Origin of the sequence: Cellvibrio sp. (assembly GCF_039207905.1) — a bacterium.
Classification (GTDB): Bacteria; Pseudomonadota; Gammaproteobacteria; order Pseudomonadales; family Cellvibrionaceae; genus Cellvibrio.
Map to the genome: position 1 here is coordinate 79,433 of NZ_JBCECX010000019.1, position 23,432 is coordinate 102,864.

Annotated in this window: 15 protein-coding genes; 12 read left to right on the forward strand and 3 right to left on the reverse strand. The window is 47.3% G+C overall.

Annotated features, from left to right (window positions below):
• Nucleotides 1–60: 60 nt before the first annotated feature.
• Entirely contained in the window at nt 61–3,807 is a 3,747-nt protein-coding gene (gene metH, locus AAGC78_RS13060) for a methionine synthase (RefSeq protein ID WP_435784528.1), read from the reverse strand.
• 211 nt (nt 3,808–4,018) lie between these two features.
• Nucleotides 4,019–4,243, reverse strand: coding sequence for a hypothetical protein (locus AAGC78_RS13065; protein ID WP_435784529.1), 225 nt, complete (start codon nt 4,241–4,243; stop codon nt 4,019–4,021).
• Nucleotides 4,244–4,585: 342 nt separating this feature from the next.
• Here AAGC78_RS13065 and nfuA point away from each other — a divergent pair, with 342 nt between their 5' ends.
• The gene (nfuA, locus tag AAGC78_RS13070; RefSeq protein WP_435784530.1) at nt 4,586–5,173 is read left to right on the forward strand and encodes a Fe-S biogenesis protein NfuA; all 588 of its coding nucleotides are present in this window, start codon (nt 4,586–4,588) and stop codon (nt 5,171–5,173) included.
• A 64-nt stretch (nt 5,174–5,237) separates the two neighbouring features.
• Here nfuA and AAGC78_RS13075 read toward each other — a convergent pair whose 3' ends face one another.
• Nucleotides 5,238–6,038, reverse strand: a complete 801-nt coding sequence (locus AAGC78_RS13075; protein WP_435784531.1) for a substrate-binding periplasmic protein — start codon at nt 6,036–6,038, stop codon at nt 5,238–5,240.
• Nucleotides 6,039–6,267: 229 nt separating this feature from the next.
• On the opposite strand from AAGC78_RS13075, the gene AAGC78_RS13080 reads away from it, so the two are divergent.
• The 11 genes from AAGC78_RS13080 to AAGC78_RS13130 all read left to right on the forward strand — a co-directional run bounded on the left by AAGC78_RS13080 (nt 6,268) and on the right by AAGC78_RS13130 (nt 23,347).
• Entirely contained in the window at nt 6,268–8,646 is a 2,379-nt protein-coding gene (locus AAGC78_RS13080; protein WP_435784532.1) for a catecholate siderophore receptor Fiu, read from the forward strand.
• A gap of 141 nt (nt 8,647–8,787) precedes the next feature.
• Nucleotides 8,788–9,468 (forward strand): Fe2+-dependent dioxygenase, encoded by a 681-nt coding sequence (locus AAGC78_RS13085; protein ID WP_435784533.1) that lies wholly within the window; start codon nt 8,788–8,790, stop codon nt 9,466–9,468.
• A 135-nt stretch (nt 9,469–9,603) separates the two neighbouring features.
• Nucleotides 9,604–12,093, forward strand: coding sequence for a TonB-dependent receptor domain-containing protein (locus AAGC78_RS13090; protein ID WP_435784534.1), 2,490 nt, complete (start codon nt 9,604–9,606; stop codon nt 12,091–12,093).
• A gap of 83 nt (nt 12,094–12,176) precedes the next feature.
• Nucleotides 12,177–12,773 (forward strand): PepSY-associated TM helix domain-containing protein, encoded by a 597-nt coding sequence (locus AAGC78_RS13095; protein WP_435784535.1) that lies wholly within the window; start codon nt 12,177–12,179, stop codon nt 12,771–12,773.
• A 68-nt stretch (nt 12,774–12,841) separates the two neighbouring features.
• The gene (locus tag AAGC78_RS13100) at nt 12,842–13,369 is read left to right on the forward strand and encodes a DUF2271 domain-containing protein (protein ID WP_435784536.1); all 528 of its coding nucleotides are present in this window, start codon (nt 12,842–12,844) and stop codon (nt 13,367–13,369) included.
• A 48-nt stretch (nt 13,370–13,417) separates the two neighbouring features.
• Nucleotides 13,418–14,245 carry a DUF4198 domain-containing protein gene (locus AAGC78_RS13105; protein ID WP_435784537.1) on the forward strand — a complete coding sequence of 276 codons (828 nt, stop codon included), beginning with the start codon at nt 13,418–13,420 and terminating at the stop codon, nt 14,243–14,245.
• A 136-nt stretch (nt 14,246–14,381) separates the two neighbouring features.
• Nucleotides 14,382–15,878 carry a sulfite reductase subunit alpha gene (locus AAGC78_RS13110; RefSeq protein WP_435784538.1) on the forward strand — a complete coding sequence of 499 codons (1,497 nt, stop codon included), beginning with the start codon at nt 14,382–14,384 and terminating at the stop codon, nt 15,876–15,878.
• A gap of 112 nt (nt 15,879–15,990) precedes the next feature.
• A complete protein-coding gene (locus AAGC78_RS13115) occupies nt 15,991–17,415 on the forward strand; it encodes an efflux RND transporter periplasmic adaptor subunit (protein ID WP_435784539.1) in 1,425 nt (474 codons plus the stop codon).
• Nucleotides 17,415–19,352 carry a MacB family efflux pump subunit gene (locus AAGC78_RS13120; RefSeq protein WP_435784540.1) on the forward strand — a complete coding sequence of 646 codons (1,938 nt, stop codon included), beginning with the start codon at nt 17,415–17,417 and terminating at the stop codon, nt 19,350–19,352. The genes AAGC78_RS13115 and AAGC78_RS13120 overlap by 1 nt, the downstream gene beginning before the upstream one ends.
• 5 nt (nt 19,353–19,357) lie before the next feature.
• Entirely contained in the window at nt 19,358–20,773 is a 1,416-nt protein-coding gene (locus AAGC78_RS13125) for an efflux transporter outer membrane subunit (RefSeq protein ID WP_435784541.1), read from the forward strand.
• A 63-nt stretch (nt 20,774–20,836) separates the two neighbouring features.
• Nucleotides 20,837–23,347 (forward strand): PepSY domain-containing protein, encoded by a 2,511-nt coding sequence (locus AAGC78_RS13130; RefSeq protein WP_435784542.1) that lies wholly within the window; start codon nt 20,837–20,839, stop codon nt 23,345–23,347.
• Nucleotides 23,348–23,432 lie beyond the last annotated feature (85 nt).

Genomic DNA, 23,432 nt, shown 5'->3' on the forward strand with positions numbered 1-23,432 from the left:
CTATATTTTTTAATTGGTCTGGCGGGTCGCTCCGCGAACCCACCTTGCAAAACTTCAAACTTACTCAGTAATAGCCCCCGGCTCATAAGCTAACACCGGACTCATCCAGCGTTCGATCTCCTGCACACTCCAACCTTTACGCTGCGCCAAACTCTCTACCTGATCTTTTTCAATTTTTCCGGTATTGAAATACTCCGCTTGTGGATGCGCAAAGTACCAGCCGGAAACGGCTGCGGTTGGCAGCATGGCGAAGTGTTCGGTGAGGGTGATGCCGGTATTTTTCTCGCCATCGAGTAAGGCAAACAATTGTGTTTTTTCAGTGTGATCCGGGCAGGCCGGATAACCTGGAGCAGGGCGGATGCCTTTGTATTGTTCTTTGATTAAATCTTCGTTCGATAAATTTTCATCGCGGTCGTAGCCCCAGAATTCTTTGCGTACGCGTTGATGCATATGTTCAGCAAAGGCTTCAGCTAAACGGTCAGCTAGGGCTTTTACCATGATGCTGTTGTAGTCATCGCCCGCGTCTTGATATTGCTTGGCGAGTTCTTCTGCACCAATGCCGGTCGTGACTGCAAAACCACCGATGTAATCTTGCTTGCCGGTTTCTTTCGGTGCAATAAAATCTGCAAGCGAATAATGCGGTTTGGTTTCCATACCTTGTTTTAAGTGTTGTTGACGGATGTGGTGCAGAGTATTGATTTGCTTGCCAGCGTCATCATAGATAGCAACATCATCGTGGTTAACTGTATTCGCAGGCCAGAAGCCGATCACGCCATTCGCTTTGATAAGTTTTTCATCAATTAACTTGTGCAGCATTTGTTGTGCATCGGCATATAAACTGCGTGCGGCTTCGCCGACGAGTTCGTCATCAAGAATCTTAGGGAATTTTCCGGCCAGATCCCAACTGATAAAAAATGGTGTCCAGTCGATAAAATCAACCAGTATATTCAAGTCGTAATCTTCAAATACTTTTACACCTGTGAATGCGGGAGCGGGTGGAATGTAATTATCCCAATCCAGTTTTAATCCTTTAGCAATAGCTTCAGGATAGGTGCGCACAGTGCCGCGTGGTTTACGGTTGGCATTGCGCTCGCGCACTTCTACATATTCCTGCTTTAAATCTTCGATAAATTTCGGACGCAAGTCGTCAGAGAGCAGAGTGCTTGCAACACCTACAGCGCGCGATGCATCGGCGACATAAACGGCTTGGTTCAGATGAAATACCGGATCAATTTTTACGGCGGTGTGCGCTTTCGAGGTGGTTGCACCACCGATTAGCAAGGGTTTGTTGATACCGCGGCGTTCCATTTCGCGGCCGACAAATACCATTTCATCCAGCGATGGTGTAATTAATCCTGATAGGCCAATAATGTCGCAGTTTTGTTCGATTGCAGTGTCGATGATTTTATCGCAGGGCACCATTACGCCCAGGTCAATCACTTCAAAGTTGTTACATTGCAAAACCACGCCGACAATATTTTTGCCGATGTCATGTACGTCACCTTTTACGGTGGCCATGAGTATTTTGCCATTGGGTTTTGAAGCTTCGGTTTTTTCTGCTTCGATGTAGGGTTGCAGATAAGCAACGGACTGCTTCATTACGCGTGCTGATTTTACGACTTGTGGCAAAAACATTTTACCGGCGCCAAATAAATCACCGACCACGTTCATACCATCCATGAGCGGGCCTTCGATTACATCAAGCGGGCGCGGATAATGTTGGCGTGCTTCTTCAGTATCTTCCACGATGTGCGTGGAGATACCTTTTACCAATGAGTGTTCGATGCGTTTTGCGATAGGCAGTGAGCGCCATTCTGCATCTTCTTTTGTTTCACCGGTCGAGCCATCGCCGCGATATTTTTCCGCAATATCGAGCAACGCTTCTGTGCTACCGCTATGACGGTTGAGGATTACATCTTCAACTTTGTCTTTTAATTCTTGTGGCAAATCGTCATACACCGCCAGTTGGCTGGCGTTAACGATGCCCATATTCATCCCGGCTTTAATTGCGTAGTACAAAAACACCGAGTGGATTGCTTCGCGTACCGGGTTGTTGCCACGGAACGAAAACGAAACGTTGGACACGCCGCCGCTAATACCTGCGTGTGGAAGGTTCTCGCGAATCCAGCGAGTCGCTTCGATAAAATCAACTGCGTAATTGTTGTGTTCCTCAATGCCGGTTGCGACTGCAAAAATATTCGGGTCGAAAATAATATCTTCCGGTGGAAAATTAATTTTATCGACCAGTGTGCGATAAGAGCGCTCGCAAATTTCTTTTTTGCGCGCCATGGTATCGGCTTGTCCGGTTTCATCAAATGCCATTACAACTACTGCTGCGCCGTAACGCATGCAGAGTTTGGCTTTGGTGAGGAATTCCTCTTCGCCTTCTTTCAAACTGATCGAGTTAACAATCGGTTTGCCTTGAATACATTTCAGGCCGGCTTCGATGACTTCCCATTTTGATGAGTCAACCATAATTGGAACGCGCGCGATATCCGGCTCGCCCGCAATCAAATTCAAAAAGCGCACCATGGCTTTTTCGGCATCGAGCATGCCTTCGTCCATGTTGATATCAATTACTTGCGCACCATTTTCAACTTGCTCAAGCGCGACTTCAAGTGCAGTGGAATAATCTTCTTCTACGATTAATTTTTTGAAACGCGCCGAGCCGGTAACGTTACAGCGCTCACCTACGTTTACAAATAAAGAATCTTTGGTGATGTTAAATGGTTCGAGGCCGGATAAACGGCAGGCGGGTTCGATATCGGGAATCGCGCGTGGAGGATATTTCCCCATCACATCGGCCAGCGCTTTGATGTGTGCAGGCGTTGTGCCGCAGCAACCGCCGATAATATTCAGGAAGCCGCTTGCAGCAAATTCTTCAACTATCTCTACCATTTCTGCAGCAGTTTGATCGTATTCGCCAAACTCGTTGGGTAAGCCAGCGTTGGGGTGCGCGCTGACAAAACAGTTGGCAACGCGCGACAGTTCTTGCACGTATTGACGTAATTCTTTTGCGCCCAATGCGCAGTTCAAACCCATGCTGATGGGTTTCGCGTGAGCGAGCGAGTTGTAAAACGCTTCAGTGGTTTGGCCGGAGAGTGTGCGGCCAGAAGCATCGGTAATGGTGCCGGAAATCATGATCGGCAATTCAAAACCAACGTTATCGAAATATTGTTGTACTGCGAATACTGCTGCTTTGGCATTGAGCGTATCGAAAATAGTTTCGATCAAAATAATGTCTGCGCCGCCTTTGACCAGGCCATCCATAGATTCAAGATAGTTTTCTACCAATTGATCAAAGGTTACGTTGCGCGCGCCTGGATCATTTACGTCTGGCGAAATAGAACAGGTGCGGCTAGTTGGGCCAAGCACTCCGGCAACGAAGCGCGGTTTGGATGGATCTTTCGCCGTCATTTCATCGCAGAGATCGCGCGCTAATTTTGCCGAGGCGAAATTTAACTCGTGGGTGAGATCTTCCATGTCGTAATCGGCCATGGAAATGCGCGTTGAGTTAAAGGTATTGGTTTCGAGAATATCGGCGCCTGCCTCAAGATAGGCGCGCTGGATTTCGCGAATAACATCCGGTTTGGTGATGCTGAGCAGGTCGTTATTGCCCGCGATGTCCATGTGGTAATTGGCAAAGCGCTCGCCGCGATAATCCGCCTCCTGCAGCTTGTAGCTCTGGATCATGGTTCCCATGCCGCCGTCGAGGATCAGGATGCGCTTTTTAATCGCATCATGGAGGGCATTAATACGTGCCTCTAAAACAGGGGAAAAAGTTGGCAGTACGGCTGGAGTAGTCATGAAAAACCTATGATGATTAAGCGATTGCCCAATTTCGGCAGGATTGCGGCGAAAAGAAGCAATATCAAAGAAGTTCGATATAGAAAATTGGCGCGAATTCTAGCAGAAATCCCTCTGTTGAGGGGCGGCGGCAGGGGGATTTTCCCTGTGCTTTAGTCTAGTCGGGATTGGGTCGGGCGAGATTGGTGGAGGTTGGTAATGCGCTTATTTCTTATTTATCGAAGTGCAATGCTTTTTTTGCTGATGATTCTTTCTCTGCTGCTTCCGAGCGAAGCTGCAAGAGGATGAGGGCGGAGAAAAACGCAAAACCGCAGCCGGCAACCACGATGTGATCTGGATAGAGTGCACCAAAGATAATATTGGCTATGGCCAAACTAAGGTACATGGTCAATCGGAGGGTTTTTTGGTTGAGTAAAAACTCGTTCGAATCGTTCATGGGGGAGCTCCTGTAAAACCTTTTCATCTTCAGCTTGGACTGGTGTTTTTTTAATCTTAGCTGAGGTTTGGCAATTTTATATGACAGATGTGATGAGGTGCCCATTTTTTTGTTAAAGGATTGTTAAAACCGGATAAGCGGCTGTTCGATTAGCGCAGATGGCGACCGACAATACGAGTGATTCTTAATACGCAGCTAGGAGGGCGAAATATACGCTATCTCTATGATGACAATTGTAAATTACTTGTCTCTTTTACTGGTTTGCTAGTGCCTGACTAGTGGGTTTGCAGTAGAATACCTGAGTAATTTAATCGGGTATTAGGCATTTACAGAAAGGTTATTATGGTCAACGTTGATATCACCGAATCCGCCCAAAAATATTTGAAAGAGCTGCTCGACAAGCAAAAAGACAACGACGGTATTGGCATCCGTATGTTTGTTGCCAACCCCGGCACTTCCAACGCTGAAACCTGTATCGCTTACTGCCGCCCCGGTGAAGAAAAAGAAGGGGATGTGGTGGTCGAACTGAACGGTTTTAAAGCGCACTTTGAAGAGCGTAGCCTGCCATTTTTGGAAGATGCCAAAGTGGATTACGCGGCAGACCGCATGGGGGGCCAGCTGACGATTCGCGCCCCTAACTCCAAAATGCCCCGCGTGACCGACGATAGTCCGCTGGAAGATCGCATCAACTACGTGTTGTACAACGATGTTAATCCAAGCCTTGCATCACATGGCGGTAACGTTAGTTTGGTTGAAGTGACTGACGATATGATCGCCATCCTCAAATTTGGCGGCGGTTGCCAGGGTTGCGGCTCAGTGGCGATTACCTTGAAGCAGGGTATTGAAGTCCAACTGATGGACAAGTTGCCGGAGCTGAAAGGTATTCGCGACGTTACCGACCATACAGATCGCAGTAATGCTTATATGTAATTTGCTTCTGCTCTAAACAAAAAAATACCGCCTCAAGGGCGGTATTTTTTTGTGTGCGATATCGCTATTGGTTTCCGATTTGTCGGTTTTCCGCAGTTATTCCCGCTAATTGATCGTATTCGCCTGTCTGTTTTAACTCAGTAAGTCCTTTATCCAACTGCTCTGCCAACCAGCGTGCTCTGGGGCTTTTATGGGAGAAGGCGACATAAACATCGCCGCGATGGTTTAAAAAACGCTTATCGAAAAGACCAATATCCAGCTGCATATTTTTCAGTGCGTATTCTGCTTCTCGGTCAAACATTACTGCGGCATCAATACGGCCTTGTTTCAGCATTCGGATAATTTGTGACTGTTGCGAGACTTTTACTTCATTGAAGCGATGGCGATGGTTTTCGTAGATGTCGCCGTATTCGTAGTCACGGATTACTCCGACACGAAAGTTGCTGGGAATATCTTCTATTGAGTTAATCCGGGTATGGGTTCCCGGTAGGAAAAACCAGTAGGCCTCAACCGAGAGCAGCGGCACTTTGCCGAAGATGTATTGGTCTTGAGTGGATGCTTGTAGTGTGACGTTGTAACCGCCGTCGATTTTGCCAGAGGTCAGGTCGTGCAGTACTCGAGCATAGGGCAACACCTGAAAGCTTGGAGCAAGACCTGTTTTGGCATATGCCGCCTTTATCAGCAGAGTAGAGATGCCTTGTCCATCGGTATCGGAATAGGGGGGCCATGAATTTTCCGCACCCAGCAAAATGCGGATCGAGTTGTCATCCTGCGTTTGGGCAATAGGAGTAGCTGGCGCGCTTGCTTCAGCCGCTGCCATAAGTAGCCACATCAAGAGCCCAAAGGAGATACGGGATTTTCTCATGCTTATAACCCTAGTTCGTGACATCTAATATCACACCTGAAGATTAATCGCATTTAGTTATATGATCAATAAGTTAAATAACGAAGAAAACTCTTCTTGACGGATAAAAAGGTGGGTGTCGTTAAATTCGTTCACAAGTGAGAATTGTTATTATTGCGAATGAGAATGCATATCTATATTATGCGCGTCGTTTTCTCTTTCAGTCTTAATACAATTACAAGGGCTAGCCATGACGACCATCCAAAAATCCACACACATCGTTTCCAAAAAACGCTCAACCGGATTGCAGTTAACTGCAACTGCGTTGTCATCTGCGATTCTGCTTGCCTCTGCTGGCGCTATGGCTGCAGATGACGCTAAAGCAACAGAAACCAAAAAGCTCGACGCTGTTAAGGTTGATGCGGATGCAATCGAGCCCGCATACAAAGCTGACAAAGTAAGTTCAGCAAAATTTACCCAGCCGTTAGTTGATACTCCACAAACTATCGTGGTGGTGAAGAAAGAACTCTTTCAGCAGCAATCCGCGACTACCTTGAGTGAAGCTTTGCGTAATACTCCTGGAATTACCATGTTGATGGGTGAGAACGGTAATACGTCTACTGGTGACTCCATTTTCATGCGCGGTTTTGATACTCAGGGCAGCATTTATGTCGATGGTATTCGTGATTTAGGTAGCATTAGCCGCGATACTTTTAATACCGAGCAAGTGGAAATTGCAAAAGGCCCAGCTGGAGTGGATAACGGTCGTGGTGCGGCTTCGGGCTATGTAAACCTCAGCTCTAAATTGGCCAATCTGGAAAATGCTACTTCTGGCACTGTGATTGGTGGAACTTCTGATTACAAGCGTGCAACTGTTGACGTTAATCGTGAACTGGGTGAAACCACTGCATTGCGCGTAAATCTGATGAAACAAGATGCTGGTGTTGATGGGCGCGATGAGGTGGAAAATAATTTCCAAGGCTTTGCGGCATCTCTCGGTTTGGGATTGGGCACTGATACCCGTACCTATATCAATATTTTGTCGATGGAGCAGTCTGGTATTCCTGATGGTGGTATACCTACTATCGGTTTGGATGGATATTACAACGCAATTTTTGTTACCGGTGCGCTTGCAGGGCAAACGCCAGCGCAAGTTGATACTGAAAATTTCTACGGCTCTACCAGTGACTTCAATGATGTTAAAGCCAATATGGTTACTGTGCGTATTGAGCAAGATTTGGCTGATGGTGTAACTTTGCGCAATACATCACGCTATGGCCGCACTAATCAGGATCAGTTGTTGACAGGTATTAACGCGGTTACTTTTGCGACACCCGCAAATCGTGATACTTGGACAATTTCACGTTCTCGCCAAGGCAAAGACCAAACCAACCAGATTCTCACTAATCAGACCAATTTAGTTGCGGCGTTTGATACTGGCGGCATCAAGCACGATTTAGTTTCTGGTATTGAATTTACCTATGAGAGTCAATTGAACTACACCATGGGTATTCCATTCCCAACACCTACATCGCCTACAGCACCATCCCAAGCTAACGCGAATCTCGACAATCCGAGTACAGCTGATGTGTTTCAGCCGGTACGCCGTACAGGTGGTAAAACTGATGGTGAAACCACAACCTATGCGTTGTACTTACAAGATACTTTGACTCTGAATGAGCAATGGGAATTGAGTGCGGGCATTCGTGCAGATCGTTTCCATACCAAAACTGATGTTGTTACACGCCAAGGCGCGGTAACTGCTCCTGCAACACAAACTATTCCGGTTGGTACTTTGCTCGCTAGCGATGCGCATCTGACAGATGAATTATTTGGTTGGAAATTAGGTGGTGTGTATAAGCCTGCTGCGAATGGTTCTATTTATGTAAGTTACGCAACGTCGCAATTACCTCCTGGCGGTGCAAACTTTGCGTTGAATACTACTAACGCTACCAACAACATCAATAACCCTAACCTTGATCCGCAAGAAGGGACTAATGCAGAGTTGGGGACCAAGTGGAATGTGTTAAATAACAAATTGTTTTTAACTGCAGCTCTGTTCCGCAGTACTAACGAGAATGAAATCGCTACAAACCCGGATGGTTCATCAGTTGCTATCGGTGAAAAACAAGTTGAAGGTTTGGAGTTGGGTGCTGTTGGTTCGTTGACTGATAAGTGGCAAATTAGCGCTGGTTTGGCATTTATGGATAATGAAATCACTCGTGGCAATCGCACAGTCGATAATCCAAGTACTCCAGCAAATGAAGCTTCCGGTAATAACGAAGGTGGTGCAATCCAATGGTCGCCCAAAACAACCTTCACTTTGTGGAATAGCTATACCTTTGAAAATGGTTTTGTAATTGGTGGCGGCGCTCGTTATATAGATACTATGGTTAGTTCAAGTGTTGTTAATGAAGCTGCACAAAGTACACGTTCAATGCTGGAGTTTGGTGATTACTGGGTGTTGGATGCGATGGCCTCTTATCCAATTAACAAAAACATTAGCGTGCAGCTTAATGTCATGAACCTCACCGATGAAGAGTATGTTGGTAGTCTGAATAATGGTGGCTCCCGCTATTATCCTGGCGCTCCTCTCTCTGCTCGTTTGGGCATTAACTTCGCGTTTTAATCGGAATTTATTTGGCAGGGATGCAGCGACAGTATTGAGATTTAATGCTGCAAATAAAGGGGCGCACTTGTTGCGCCCCTTTAACTTTTTTACAGTAGGGTTTTTGCGCAATCTATTCTTCAAAAAACTCGAGATAATTTTATGCTGATTCACATCCCTGAAATCCTGAGCAAGCAACAAGTTGCCGAATTTCGTGCGCGTTTGAGTGAAACCAATTGGGTCGACGGCAAAGCAACTGTAGGTGCGCAAGGGGCGCAGGTAAAAAACAATCGCCAATTACCGGTTGATGGGCCTGCGGCACGTGAATTGGGTGAAATTGTTTTAAAGGCGCTTTATGCCAATCCACTCTTCATGGCCGCCGCATTGCCGCTGCGAATTGTCCCGCCATTATTTAATGCCTATTCGGGTGGTGAGCATTACGGATTTCATGTCGATGGTGCTATCCGTTTGGTACCGGGCAGCAATATGAGTTTGCGTACCGATGTTTCTTCCACCTTGTTTTTGTCCGAGCCGGATGAATACGAGGGTGGCGAGTTAATTGTGCAAGACACCTACGGCAGTCACGAAGTGAAGCTGCCTGCAGGCGATTTGATTTTGTATCCATCGACCAGTTTGCATCAGGTTTCTCCAGTTACCCGGGGTGAAAGGGTGTGCAGTTTTTTCTGGACTCAAAGCATGGTGCGTGACGATTGGAAGAGAAATCTTCTGTATGAGTTGGACTGCAACATTCAATCATTGCGCCAAAAAGTGGGTGATTCAGAGGAGATTGTTGGACTCACCGGTCATTACCACAATCTATTACGGCAGTGGGCACAAGTGTAAAGAAGAGAGTTTTTAGAGTAAAAAGGGACATTTAGGGGACAAATTTATAACAATTCCTAATAAAATTAGGTTTGAGACGACTGCAATTGATAGATATTATCATTTAGATTATTATTAAATGATTAAGAGGCTATCATGACGTTCAACACTTCGCGCAGCATGTCGCTGCCGCGTTCTACTCTATTTAAAGCTATTCGTGGTGCATCACTGGCAGTTATAGCACCCGTTACTTTGTTGGCTGGAGCGAGCGTTAACGCCGCTGAAGAGCCCCAAAAATTGAAAGCAGTCGTTGTTTCTGCTGCTGGTTATGAACAGAAGGTTACGGATGCTCCAGCGAGTATTTCTGTTGTAACCTCCGAAGAGTTAAGCAAGCGTCCCTATACAACCTTGCTGGACGCGGTGCGTGATTTGGAAGGCGTAGATGTTGGTGAGACCCGTGACAAAACAGGCCAAGGAACAATCAGTCTGCGTGGTATGGGGTCTGATTACACCCTGATTTTGGTTGATGGCAAGCGTCAAAATAACCATGGTGATATCTACCCTAATAGCTTTGGTGGCAACCAATTTGGCCATATCCCACCTTTGGATGCGATTGAGCGTGTCGAAGTTATTCGTGGTCCGGCGTCTACCTTGTACGGTGCCGATGCGATGGGTGGTGTAATTAACATCATCACCAAAAAAGTGACTGACAAATGGACCGGTTCTGTGACGCATTCGCGCACCATCGAAAGCGATGATGCATTTGGCGATGACATCACCACTGAGTTCAATGTGATGGGGCCATTAATTCCCGGCAAACTCGGTATGGCGGTGCGCGGCAGCCTGTATAACAAGCATGCCTCCAATCCGACCTATGCAGATTTGCAGTACCCCAATGGTGTTGTGCAAGGCCGTCCTTTGGGTTTTGGCGGTGGAGGTAAAACGGTTGATAACGAAAATGAAGTCTTAGGTGCGCGTTTATCGTGGACACCAACAGATAATCAAAGTATTTGGTTTGATATCGAAACTTCTACCCAGTCTTACAACAATAGTCCTGTTACCAATGATGCGGGTGAAATTGAATACCCGGTTGGTACAGTAGATGGTATTGCCAGCGTGTGGCGTTCGAGCAACTTCTGTAAAGGGTTTACGCCAACTGCAGGCGGAAACCAGGCGAATAAGTGTGCCGCAGGTGGCGGCGTATGGACACCGCGCGCTGATCCGCGTGTAGGCTATCGTCCAACGCAAGAATTTACGCGTGATACCTGGTCGTTAACCCATGAAGGTAAATGGGATATTGGTAATAGTTTTGTGTCCTTGTCTTATGTTGATACTAAGAACGAAGGTCGTACCTTGCCGTTTACGGTAGCAGAGCGTGAGCAGTTGTTAAGTATGATGCGCGCAGAGGGTGCTTATGCCGGTATGTCAGAAGCGGACCGTAAAGCGCTAGCCGAGGCTACTTTCTTACCTCGTCCGGATCGTGAGTTATCGAGCAACCAATATACCTTGGATGCCAAGTTGGATATGCCCTACGAATTAGCGGGCCAACAACACGTTACCGTGGTAGGGGCACAGGTGATTCGCGGTGACTTGAATGATGGTGTGTTCGGGATTGAGAGCGGCACACCTGGTGCAACACAAGAGCACAATATGTACTCGCTTTTTGCCGAAGATACTTGGTATTTGATTGATCCTTTCGCGTTAACAATGGGATTGCGTTACGACGATCATGAAACTTTTGGTGATCAATTTAGCCCACGTCTTTACGGGGTTTACACTCTGAACGATGAGTGGACTTTTAAGGGGGGCGTGAGTACTGGCTTTAAAACGCCTAAAACGACCCAGCTGTATGACGGTATCGTTGGTTTCGGTGGTCAAGGGACATCGCCAATGTACGGTAACCCGGATCTTGAACCGGAAACCACAACCACTTATGAAATGGCGGCTTATTGGCAGTCGACAGCAGGCCATAATGCCAACATCACTGCATTTGTGAACGATTTTGAAGATAAAATTGCGTCGCAACCTTGTGGCGCTAATACAGGTTTGCAGTGCGCGAGTTCTGGTGAATATCAAGAGTTAGGCTACACGGCTAGCAGTCGTACAGTGAATATAGATAACGCTCAAGTGCAAGGTGTGGAGGTTGCCGGTCGTTATCAAATCGCTGACTCTTGGGCGCTGCGAGCGAATTACACCTTTACTGATACCGAAGAGAAAAGCGGTGTGAATAAAGGTCGTCCGTTAAGTGGCAACAACTATGCAAAACACATGGCAAATATCACCTTGGACTGGGCGGCGAGCGAGAAGTGGAATGTGTTTTTAACCACCGAGTTACGCTCTAAACGTTATCGTTCATTCGATGTGGTGACTCAGGAAGAGTTGTACTTCAAAGATTATGAAGTATTGCATTTGGGGGCGAGTTTCAAAGCCAACGAAAACGTGACGTTTAATGCTCGTATTAATAACTTGCTGGATCGTGATTTTACGACTTACGACGTAACATATGATGACTGTTCCGCTGGTACGACTAACTGTGTGTTGAATCCTGGTTCTACAACAGACGGTTATCTAGCGACAATTTATGATGATTACAACAACAAAGACAAAGCGCGTAATTTCTGGGTTGGCGTGAACGTTAAGTTCTAAAAACAGAAAGGTGTTTGTCTAGCGCGGGGTTCCCTTCACGGGGAACCCCGCGCGGCTTTTTTAAAAAGGTGAATTAAACTCGCATGAAGATTTATTTGGGCAGCCTGCGTGAATGGCACTGGATCAGTTCTGCAATATGTCTTGTTGGTATGTTGCTTTTTGCTGTAACAGGCATCACGCTCAATCACGCTGCGCAAATTAAAGCCAAGCCGGAAATTATTACGCTGGAAGCAGAGATCCCAGCCGATGTTATTAAACAAATCAGTGTACCTGATGAAGAAAAAGCACCGCTTCCGAGTGTGTTAACGGATTGGCTTGCGCAAGAAAAAGATATTTCAGTCGGCGACCAATTAGCCGAGTGGAGCGAAGACGAAATTTATTTATCCCTGCCGTGTCCGGGTGGCGACTCATGGCTTAGCATCGATTTGGCCAGTGGCGAACTCGTGTATGAAGTGACTGATCGCGGCTGGATTTCCTATCTGAATGATTTGCACAAAGGGCGCAATACCGGCGTTGCCTGGAGCTGGTTTATCGATGTATTCGCCGTTTTCTGCATTATTTTTTGCATCACCGGATTACTCTTGCTGAAACGTTACGCGAGTGGTCGCCCGGCAACCTGGCCGATGGTGGCGTTAGGTCTGGTATTGCCCTGGATTTTGATTTTGTTATTTATTCATTAAGCACTATTAGTTCGTTAGGTTTTATCGCAACCGTTTTCGATAATTATTAAATTTTGTAGAGGTTAATTATGCGTTCGCGTTGGTTAGTTGCTTCCTCATTTGCAGCAATGTCATTAATGTCTATCAACACTGCCGTTGCAGGTGATCTGACGGTATCGGTAGAAGTTCCTTCTTTAGATGTTGCGGAATACCACAAGCCGTATGTTGCGATCTGGATTGAAAATGAAAAAGGCGAGAGTACTAATCTCGCCGTTTGGTATCAGCTTGAAGAGCGCGGCCAAAAAAGTGAAAAGGGCGAAGAATGGTTGAAAGATATGCGTCAATGGTGGCGTCGTATTGGTCGCGAAACTGATATGCCGGTAGATGGTGTTAGCGGTGCGACGCGTGCGCCCGGCAAACAAGTTGTCAGCTTCACTGAAGGTAAAGCGCCACTTGGTAAGTTGGCAAAAGGTAATTATGTGTTGATGGTTGAGGCTGCACGTGAAGTGGGTGGCCGTGAATTAGTGAAGGTGCCATTTAGCTGGCCTGCTGCAGGCGAACAAAGCGCAAAAGGCAGCAAAGAATTAGGCGAAGTGAAAGTCACTGTAGCGCCATAACCATTTATCAATACGCTTGCTTAACATTTACGTAAAGGAGAAATTACTATGAATACTTTTTTTAAAACGACTCTCTGTACTGCACTGGTTTTGTGTTTGCCTTTGACTGCTCAGGCACACCGCGCATGGTTGTTGCCGAGCGCAACTGTACTTTCCAGTGATGATGCCTGGGTAAGTATTGATGCTGCAGTTTCTAACGATATTTTCCACGCAGACCACGCGCCTATGCGTCCTGATGGTGTTGTTGTTACTGCACCGGATGGGCAAATCCTGCAAGTACAAAATGCAGTGACCGGAAAGTACCGCAGCGTGTTTGATGTGCAATTGCCACAAAAAGGTACCTATAAAATTGCCACTGCATCTAGCGGATTAATGGCCATGTGGAAAACCGAAGACGGCGAGCGTCGCATGTGGCCAGGTCGCGGTGAAAAAGCGAATCCTGCTGATTTTGACAAAATGGTACCCAAAAAAGCCAAAGATCTTGAGGTTTCACAATTCTCTCGTCGTATGGAAACATTTGTAACTTCAGGTACACCGACAGACACCGTTTTGAAAGCAACCAATCAAGGTTTGGAATTGGTTCCTGTTACCCATCCCAACGATTTGTTCGCTGGTGAAGCGGCGACGTTTCAATTCCTGATCGATGGCAAACCTGCTGTTGGTGTAAAAGTAACGGTGATTCCTGGTGGTATGCGCTACCGCAGTAAACAGGCTTCAATCGAATTGGAAACTGACAAAAAAGGCAATATTTCCGTTACCTGGCCGCAAGCGGGCATGTATTGGTTGAGCGCTATCTATCGCGATGACAAAGCAAAAAAACCGGCTAAAACCCGCTCCGGTAGCTATGTTGCAACCTTCGAAGTTTTGCCTGAGTAATAAAAAAGCAGCTGAAATTTGATACCCAAGGTTAATAATTTCAGCTGTCGTTTGTGTGCGACACGGATGTTGCCTGCAAATTGAATTGGTCTTTCATTTCATGAATACACACTATCTATAATGCGGATTTATTGTTGTGCGTTATCTTGCCGCTAGTCTATTAATTATTTTCTACTTTATGTTGTGTTGGGTTTGTTGGCGTAGTTATTTGCGCAGACAAGCTATTGCATCGCTTAATGCAGATGAGTCCGGAGATTACATAGTCATTGGCTATGCCAGCCAAGGCGGAAGTGCGACACGTATTGCCAAAAAAACGGCGCAGCAATTGGAGCAAGCGGGTAAAGCTGTAAAAGTGTTATCGCTTAACCAAATTACCCCCGAAGTATTAACCCAAGCATCAACCTTTTTATTGATCGCCAGTACCTATGGTGAAGGCGAAGCGCCTGACAATGGCAATCGGTTTATCACTCGCACACTTGGTGCGCTTCAATCGGAGTCACTTAAAACCCTACAGGTGGCCATATTGGGATTGGGTGATTCCAGCTATAAATTTTTCTGCGGTTTCGCGCATCAATTGCAACACGAGTTGCAACATCGCGGAGCGCATTTTATCACTGACATTATTGAAGTGAATTTGCTGGATGAGAGCGCATTGCGCCACTGGCAATATTATCTCGGCCAGATTTCCGGACAGGCACATTTTATTGATTGGAGTGCGCCCGCCTATAGCGATTGGAAAATTGTACAGCGCACCTGTGTTAATCCCGGCAGTCCTGGTGCGCCTGCGTTTCATATTAAATTGGCGCCGCTCGGCACCGCTATTGCTGCAGGCGCATGGCATGCAGGTGATATTGCCGAGATTGGTCCCGGTAATTGTGATGGGCGAATCCAGCATTTTTTAACCACCGTTTCGCGCACTGATATCCCACACGAATTGTTGCGGCACAGTGATCTCACTATCAACGAGCAGCGGCTAGCAGATTTAGCGCAGCTTGATGATTCCGCGTTTGTAAGCTCGTTGGTCGATTTGCCGCATCGTGAATATTCAATCGCATCAGTACCAAACGAGGGCTCACTCGATTTACTGGTGCGTCAGGTCAATATTGGCAATGATCAATACGGTTTAGGATCTGGTTGGTTAACGGTGCATGCCGCATTGGCGCAACCGATTCGTTTGCGTATCCGTGCCAATGCACATTTTCACTCACCCGATAATCAGCATCCATTAATCCTGATTGGTAATGGCACCGGCATTGCGGGTTTGCGTTCGCATCTGGCAAATCCAGCGCGCACAAATACACGCAATTGGTTGTTTTTTGGTGAGCGAACGGCAGCAGCGGATAGTTTTTTTGATGCTGATCTACTGCGTTGGCAGTCCTCAGGTTTGCTGGCGCGAGTAGACCGTGTTTTTTCACGCGATGCGGGGATAGGTGCTCCACGTTATGTGCAGGATTTATTGCAATTACATGCTGCAGAATTACAACAGTGGGTTGCTGAAGGTGCAGCAATTTTTGTATGCGGTAGTTTGCAGGGGATGGCTCAAGCAGTGGATGATGCCTTGCGTAATATTATCGGTGCGGAACAGCTTGAACTAATGGCGGATGAGCGTCGCTACTGTCGCGATGTTTATTAACCTCCACGATTGTTAAGATTGTGAAACAAGTGTTCATGCCAGCTTCGCTCAGCCTTTTCAATTAGTGCATAGGTTATACTCGCGTCCATAAATATCTGGATGAGAAAACGCTATGCAAACCCTTGGGAATTCCAATTCTTTCTTCCGTCGCCCCGCTGGGGTAGCAACTTTGGCAATTGCTGCTTTGGTTGTTATTTGGCTGATATGGAAGCTCCTTTTTGCCACTGATGAAAACGAAGTGGTACTGACGACTGAATCTGTGGTGCGCGGTGATATCGAAAATCTGGTAACTGCCACCGGTACGTTGCAGCCGCAAGATTACGTTGATGTTGGTGCACAGGTGTCCGGCCAGTTGGAAAAGTTGCACGTAGAAGTAGGTAGTGAAGTAAAGGCGGGTGACTTGCTTGCTGAAATTGATGCAACCGTTTATGCCGCAAAAGTAGATGCAACCCGCGCACAATTGCAAAACCAAAAGGCCCAGTTACTGGATCGCGAAGCGCAACTGAAACTTGCAGAAATTAACTACAAGCGCGAACAAAATTTATTTGCCGAAGATGCAACTACAAGCGAATCGCTGGAAACTGCCGACGCCAATTTAAAATCCTCCCGTGCGCAACTTAAATCCTTGCAAGCGCAAATTGAGCAAATTGAATCGACCCTGCGTGTAGAAGCGGCCAATTTGAATTACGCAAAAATTTATGCACCTATCGATGGCACCGTGGTGTCTATCACCTCGCGTCAAGGCCAAACCCTGAACACCAACCAACAAGCTCCTACGGTGATGCGTGTCGCTGACTTGTCGACCATGACAGTTCAAACCCAGGTATCCGAAGCGGATATCGGCAAACTCCGCAAAGACATGTCAGTTTATTTCACGACTCTGGGCAGCCAGGGGCGTCGCTGGTACAGTAAATTGGATCGCATTTGGCCCACACCGGAAATTCTTAATAACGTGGTGTTGTACAACGCATTATTCGATGTGCCCAATGAAAGCCGTTTGTTGATGACGCAAATGAGCACCCAAGTATTTTTTGTCGAGTCACAAGCAAAAGATGCATTGCTAGTACCTATGTCTGCGGTCAGTTTTGCTCCACCGCGCGGTATGCGTCCTCAAGGTGGTCCACAGGTTGACGGTGAAAAATCAACTTCCCTGCAAAGTGATAAACCTGCAGCTGCAAATGAAAAACCTGTGGCCGATAGACCGCAAAATGGAACTGCTCCAGATGGTGCGCGCACCAGACCTGAAATGGCAAATGGCAATCGCCCATCAGGTGAGTGGCGGCAGCGTCGTGAAAATAATATGCAAGGGCAGGGCGCAACCGGTAATCAACCGCGTCCGGCAATTGTTAAAGTCATGAATGAGAAAGGCGATATTGAAGAGCGCAAAGTAGTGGTTGGCGTTACCAATCGTGTGCAGGCACAAATTCTTGAAGGCTTGAAAGAAGGTGAAAAAGTTGTCAGCGGCAGCAGCAAACCGAATCAAGTCAAAGTAGCGCCTGCAGGTGGTTTCGGTGGTCCAGGCATGGGTAGACGTTAATGAGTGCTGTTAATCGACCACTGATCAAATTAGCTGGTGTTACTAAAACATTTCGCAATGGTGAAATTGCGACTCAGGTGTTGCACGGTATTGACCTAGAAATCTATCCCGGTGAATTTGTCGCGATCATGGGGCAGTCGGGTTCCGGTAAATCGACCTTGATGAACCTGCTTGGCTGTCTTGATCGCGCCACAACCGGTGATTATTTTTTTGATGGTAAAAATGTTGCTGAGCTAGATACTGATGGCCTTGCACAATTGCGCCGCGAAGCATTCGGTTTTGTATTTCAAAGCTACAACTTGTTAGCCGGTTCAACCGCGTGTGAAAACGTGGAGATGCCTGCAACCTATTCAGGTTTGTCGCCACAGGCTCGCCGTGAGCGCTCAACCCAATTATTAAGTTCGTTGGGCTTGCAAGAGCGCTTGCATCATCGCCCTAATCAATTATCGGGCGGACAGCAGCAGCGTGTTTCAATCGCACGGGCATTGATGAATGGTGGCCAAATTATTTTGGCGGACGAGCCAACCGGTGCGTTGGATAGCCACAGCGGCAAAGAAGTAATGCGTTTGCTGAAAGAGTTATCAGCCCAAGGCCACACCATTATTCTCATTACCCACGATGCAGAAGTGGCCCATCATGCGCAGCGATTAATCGAAATTCGCGATGGCGAAATTGTCTCTGATCCAGGTCCTACTATTCCTAAAGAGTTGCCCGCAGAAGAGCATGCACTACGCGGTGAGTCTGCATTAAAAACCGAAATTTTGGAGGCAACTAGAACGGCGTTCCGCTCGCTCTATAGCAATATTTTCCGCACTATTTTGACGTTGCTCGGCATCGTGATTGGTGTTGCGTCTGTTATCAGTATGCTCGCTATTGGTGACGGCGCGAAAAAATCCGTAGTGGATAGCATCAGTGCTATGGGCAGTAATTTATTGCTTGTACGCCCCGGTGGCCCCACCCAACGGTTTCGTTGGGATTCGGTAACACTGGTGCCGGAAGATGTTTATGCCATCGCAACCTTGCCTCATGTTGCTGCAGCGCTGCCGGAAATTAATGGCAGTTACACCTTGCGTTACGGCAATGTGGATCACAGCACTGAAGTCACTGCAACTGCGGCAAAATTTCCACTCGCACGCAAATGGGATGTAGCTCAGGGAACTTTTTTCTCTGAAGAAGATGAAGCCAATTACGCAACAGTGGTGGTGCTCGGAAAAACAGTTGCGACTAAATTGTTTGCGGAGCAAAGCCCGATTGGTGAATTTATTATCATCAATAACGTGTTGTTCCAGGTTATCGGTGTGATGAGCGAGCGCGGTGCTGACCCCGGCGGGCAGGATCAGGACGACAAAGTATTTGTGCCGTTTAACACCGGCAGCTTGCGTGTCATCGGCCAAAAATTCCTGCGCAATATTACTGTGTCTGTCGATGAAGAAAAGAATATGGAGGAAGTGCAAACCCGTATCCATGCGTTGATGATGGAGCGGCATGGCACCGAGGATTTCCAGATTCGCAGCATGTCATCGCTGATTGATATGGTTTCTGAAACGCAAAATACCATGACCTTTTTGTTGGGATCTATCGCTGCAATTTCTCTGCTCGTTGGTGGTATCGGCGTAATGAATATTATGTTGGTGAGCGTAACTGAGCGAACCCGTGAAATTGGTATTCGTATGGCGACGGGGGCGCGAACTCGCCACATCATGCAGCAATTTTTAATTGAGGCTCTGGTCGTTTCTGCAATCGGTGGTGTGATAGGTGTGGTGCTTGGGTTGGGTACTGCCGCATTGATCGCCCATTTTGGTACGCCGGTGGCCTACTCATTATTCCCGGTCGTTATGGCATTTAGCTGTGCGTTTTTAACCGGATTGTTATTTGGATATTTACCAGCGCGCAAGGCGGCTCATCTCGATCCTGTTGCGGCTTTGGCTACGGAGTAATGGTTATGCAATCACATCAAAAAACCTTGGCTGTTAAAACATTGTCGCTGGTGATCGCGTCATTATTATTTGGCGCATGTTCATTTAATGAAGTGAAAAAGCCGGATATTAATTATGCGGATAATTACTCGGTAATACCTGCGCAATCAGAACTCGAAAATGCCGTTGTTGTAGATTCAAACTGGTGGCAGTCATTTCAATCGCCCGCATTAAACGAGTTAATGCAAGCGGCGCAGCAGCAAAGTCCGGATTTATTAATGTCCGCTGAGCGCGTGAGGCAAGCTGAACTGCAAATGCGCATTGCCAACGCGACTTTATTTCCATCGCTTTCAGCAAGTGCATCCACTGGGGAGTCGCGCAGCAAAGCTGATGGCGAGAGTAGCTATGCGCGCGGAGAATCAAGCCGTGTCGGTGTGAATGTCAGTTATGAGGTTGACTTATGGGGTGGGGTTGCTGCGAACCGCGCATCTGCACGAGCGGGTTATGACGCAACCCGTTTCGACCAGGATGCAGCAACCTTAAGCATTAAAGCCGCTATTGCCGGTGGTTGGTTTGATTGGCTTGCGTTGCAGGAGCGTATTGCTACTGCACGTAAAAATATTGCAATTGCGGAGCGTGTGCAAAATATTGTGGATGCACGTTACCGCAATGGCGCTGCAACAGCTGCGGAAGTCGCGCAGCAGAAAACCAATTTATTAAGCCAGCAGGCATCCTTGTTGCCATTGGAATTGCAAGCGCGTCAAACGCAATCAGCATTGGCGATTTTATTAGGTAAAACACCGCAAGAGTTTACGCTTGCGAGTGAGCAATTGTTGGATATAAATGTGCCGGAAGTTGCGGCGGGGACACCTGCCGATCTGGTTACTCGCCGTCCGGATTTGGCTGCTAGCGAAGCCGATTTGCGCGCAGCTAATGCGAATATCCATGCAGCGCGTGCAGCGCTCTTACCGGGGATTAGCATTGGTGCCAGTGCAGGGAAATCAGCCAGTGAATTATTCAGCTTGAACCCTGCTACACAATCTACCGGTTGGACATTGTCACTCGCACAGACATTGTTTAATGGCGGGCGTTTGGTGAACCAAAAACGCTTGAGCGAGGCGCGTCGCAGTGAATTGGTGTTGCAATATCACAAAGCAATTTTAACTGCACTGCAAGAAGTGGATAACGCACTGGTCTCTGCTGATGTTAGTCAGCGCCAGGAAGTTAGTCAGCGGGAAATTGTTGCCAACGCAGAGCGCAGCCTGCAGCTCACAGAAGCAAGGTATCGCGCAGGAACGGACGATTTGTTATCGCTGCTAGATTCCCAGCGCAGTTTATTCCAGGCACAGGATTCGCTGGTGCAACAGCGTTTAGCGCGCTTGAACGCAGCAGTGGATTTGTATAAGTCACTTGGTGGTGGTTGGACGCTAACAACAAATTAATTTGTCAGATTGGTAAAACAATAGATCACAATAAATTTTATTTTTGGGCTTGGGGGCGTTAGCGTGAAAAACGTTTTATTCCAGATTCACTGGTTTTTGGGGATTACTGCGGGCATCGTTTTGGCAGTTGTGGGTGTTACGGGCGGTTTGATGAGTTTTGAACGCACGATCATGGAGGCGATCAGCCCAGAGATTGTGCAAGTTCAGGTCAGCGGCGAACGTTTGACTCCCGATGCTATTGCAGAGCGTTTTCACGCACAAAAACCAGAATCGCGTGTTGAACAAATCACCTTATGGCCCGAAGCAGATCGCAGTGCATTGGTTCGTGTTGCACCTCCACCTGGCGAGCGTCGTGGTGATGCAGTTTATATCAATCCTTACACTGGCGAGTTGTTGGGAAAAATCACCGGCGAACAATTTTTCCGCACAGTGCGTTCGTTGCATCGCTGGTTATTAATTCCATCGGAGCAGGACGGTATTAATATCGGCCGCCAAATCACCGGCTTCAGTGCATTTGCGCTGGTGTTTTTTGCCTTGTCCGGTTTGTATTTGCGCTGGCCGCGCCGCGCATTGAATTGGCGCAATTGGTTTCGTATTGATTTCAGTTTGAAAGGTCGCAATTTTTATTGGGCGTTGCACTCGGTCATTGGTACCTGGGTGATCCTGATGTATTTGCTGATGGCATTAACCGGCCTGACCTGGTCTTACAGTTGGTATAAAAGTGGTGCGTCACTTTTATTGACCGGTGAACCTGTGCAAGAGCGACGCGGATTTGGCGGGCCTGGCGGTCAGCAGGGTGGTCCCGCTATGCAAGGTGGACAGCGTGGGCAGGGCGGAGCACAAGCGGGAAGAGAGGGGGTTGGTGAACGCCGTGGCATGGGTGAGCGCGAAGGTCGCGGTCAAGGTCGTGAAGGTGGAGAGCATCGCGAACATGTAGCTGCTGCTCCAGTAAAGGTTGATTCTGCATGGCAAACCTTTGCAACTAAAGCAGAAAATAATTACAAATTTGCCAGTATCAGTTTTCCACGTTCAGCAACCGATCCGGTGATGGTGAATTATGTAACGCCTGATGCGACTAATGATCGTCAGCGCAGTTCGATGACTATTGATGCTGCATCGGGTGATGTTGTTGCTGATCAACCTTACACACCGATTGAGCCGTTGGGCAAACGTATTTATCAGGGGATTTATGAATTGCACACCGGTGAGTGGTTTGGTACTCCCGGTTTGATTATCAATATGACTGCCTCATTTTTGATGCCGCTGTTTACCATCACCGGTTTCCTGTTGTATTTCGATCGCCGTAAAAAGAAACGCAATAGCAAAAATGCAGCAGCCGGTGTTGCTAACGCGCATACCGATGCAGATTACTGGATTGTTTACGCAACCCAAACAGGCACCGCAGAGCAACTGGCCTGGAACACTGCGACTATTCTGCAATCCGGTGGAATCAAAGCCAGCGTAAAAAATATTGCTGCACTGGATAAAGCTACGCTGGAATCGGCGAAGAAAATATTGTTCTTAGTCTCTACCTTTGGTGAAGGCGAAGCGCCCGATTCAGCGCGCGGTTTTGCGCGGAAATTATTGAAAGCATCATTGCCATTAAAACAATTGCAATTTGGTGTGTTGGCACTGGGCGATAAACGCTATGCAGATTACTGCTCGTTCGCAATACAGGTTGAGCAATGGTTGTTGGCAAATGGAGCGAATCCGCTGTTTGCGCGGATTGATGTGGATAACGGTAATGAGCAATCCATTCACCAATGGCAGAAGCAGATCGCCGATATCAGCGGTGTAGAAAATGTCACTGCCTGGGCTGCACCGGAATATGAAGAATGGCATTTGCAGAAACGTGAATTATTAAATGCGGGCAGTGTGGGTACGCCGGTTTATCGTGTGACATTACAACCTTCTGCGCCGGGCAATACTCATTGGCAAGCGGGTGATATTTTGGAGATTCGTCCGCAGAATAATACTGAATTACCGCATCGAGAATATTCTATTGCGTCCTTAACAACTGATGGGCAATTGGATCTGGTGGTGCGCCAGGCATTTAATGAAAAAGGTGAGTTAGGACTTGGTTCGGGATGGTTAACCGTAACATCAGAAGAGGGCGGTAAAGTGCTGGCGCGCATTCGTGCGAATCCTTCTTTCCATGCACCGCAAAAAAATTGCGCGATGATTTTGATCGGCGCGGGTACTGGCATAGCTGGTTTGCGTGCACATTTGCATGAGCGTTATCTAAAAGACCAACAACAAAATTGGTTGATCTTTGGCGAACGTCAACGCAGTCATGATCGCCTGTTTGCCAGCGAGTTGGATGCGTGGCAGCAGTCGGGATTCCTTACTGAATTTGATGAGGTTTATTCGCGTGATGGTGAAGGCTATGTACAAAATATTGTTGCATCGAAGCAGCAACAGTTGTGCGAGTGGCTGGATCGCGGCGCTGCTATTTATGTGTGTGGTGGCATGGCGATGGGGTCAGGCGTACATCAGGAATTGATCACCATTTTGGGTGAAGATGGTGTGCAGGAGTTAGTTGACCAAGGCCGTTACTGTCGCGATGTTTATTAACCCTTGATAATTTTCCTACAGCATTAAACAAAAAGCCCTCCAGTGTGAGGGCTTTTTGTTATCCGTTCCCTATCCCACAGAACTG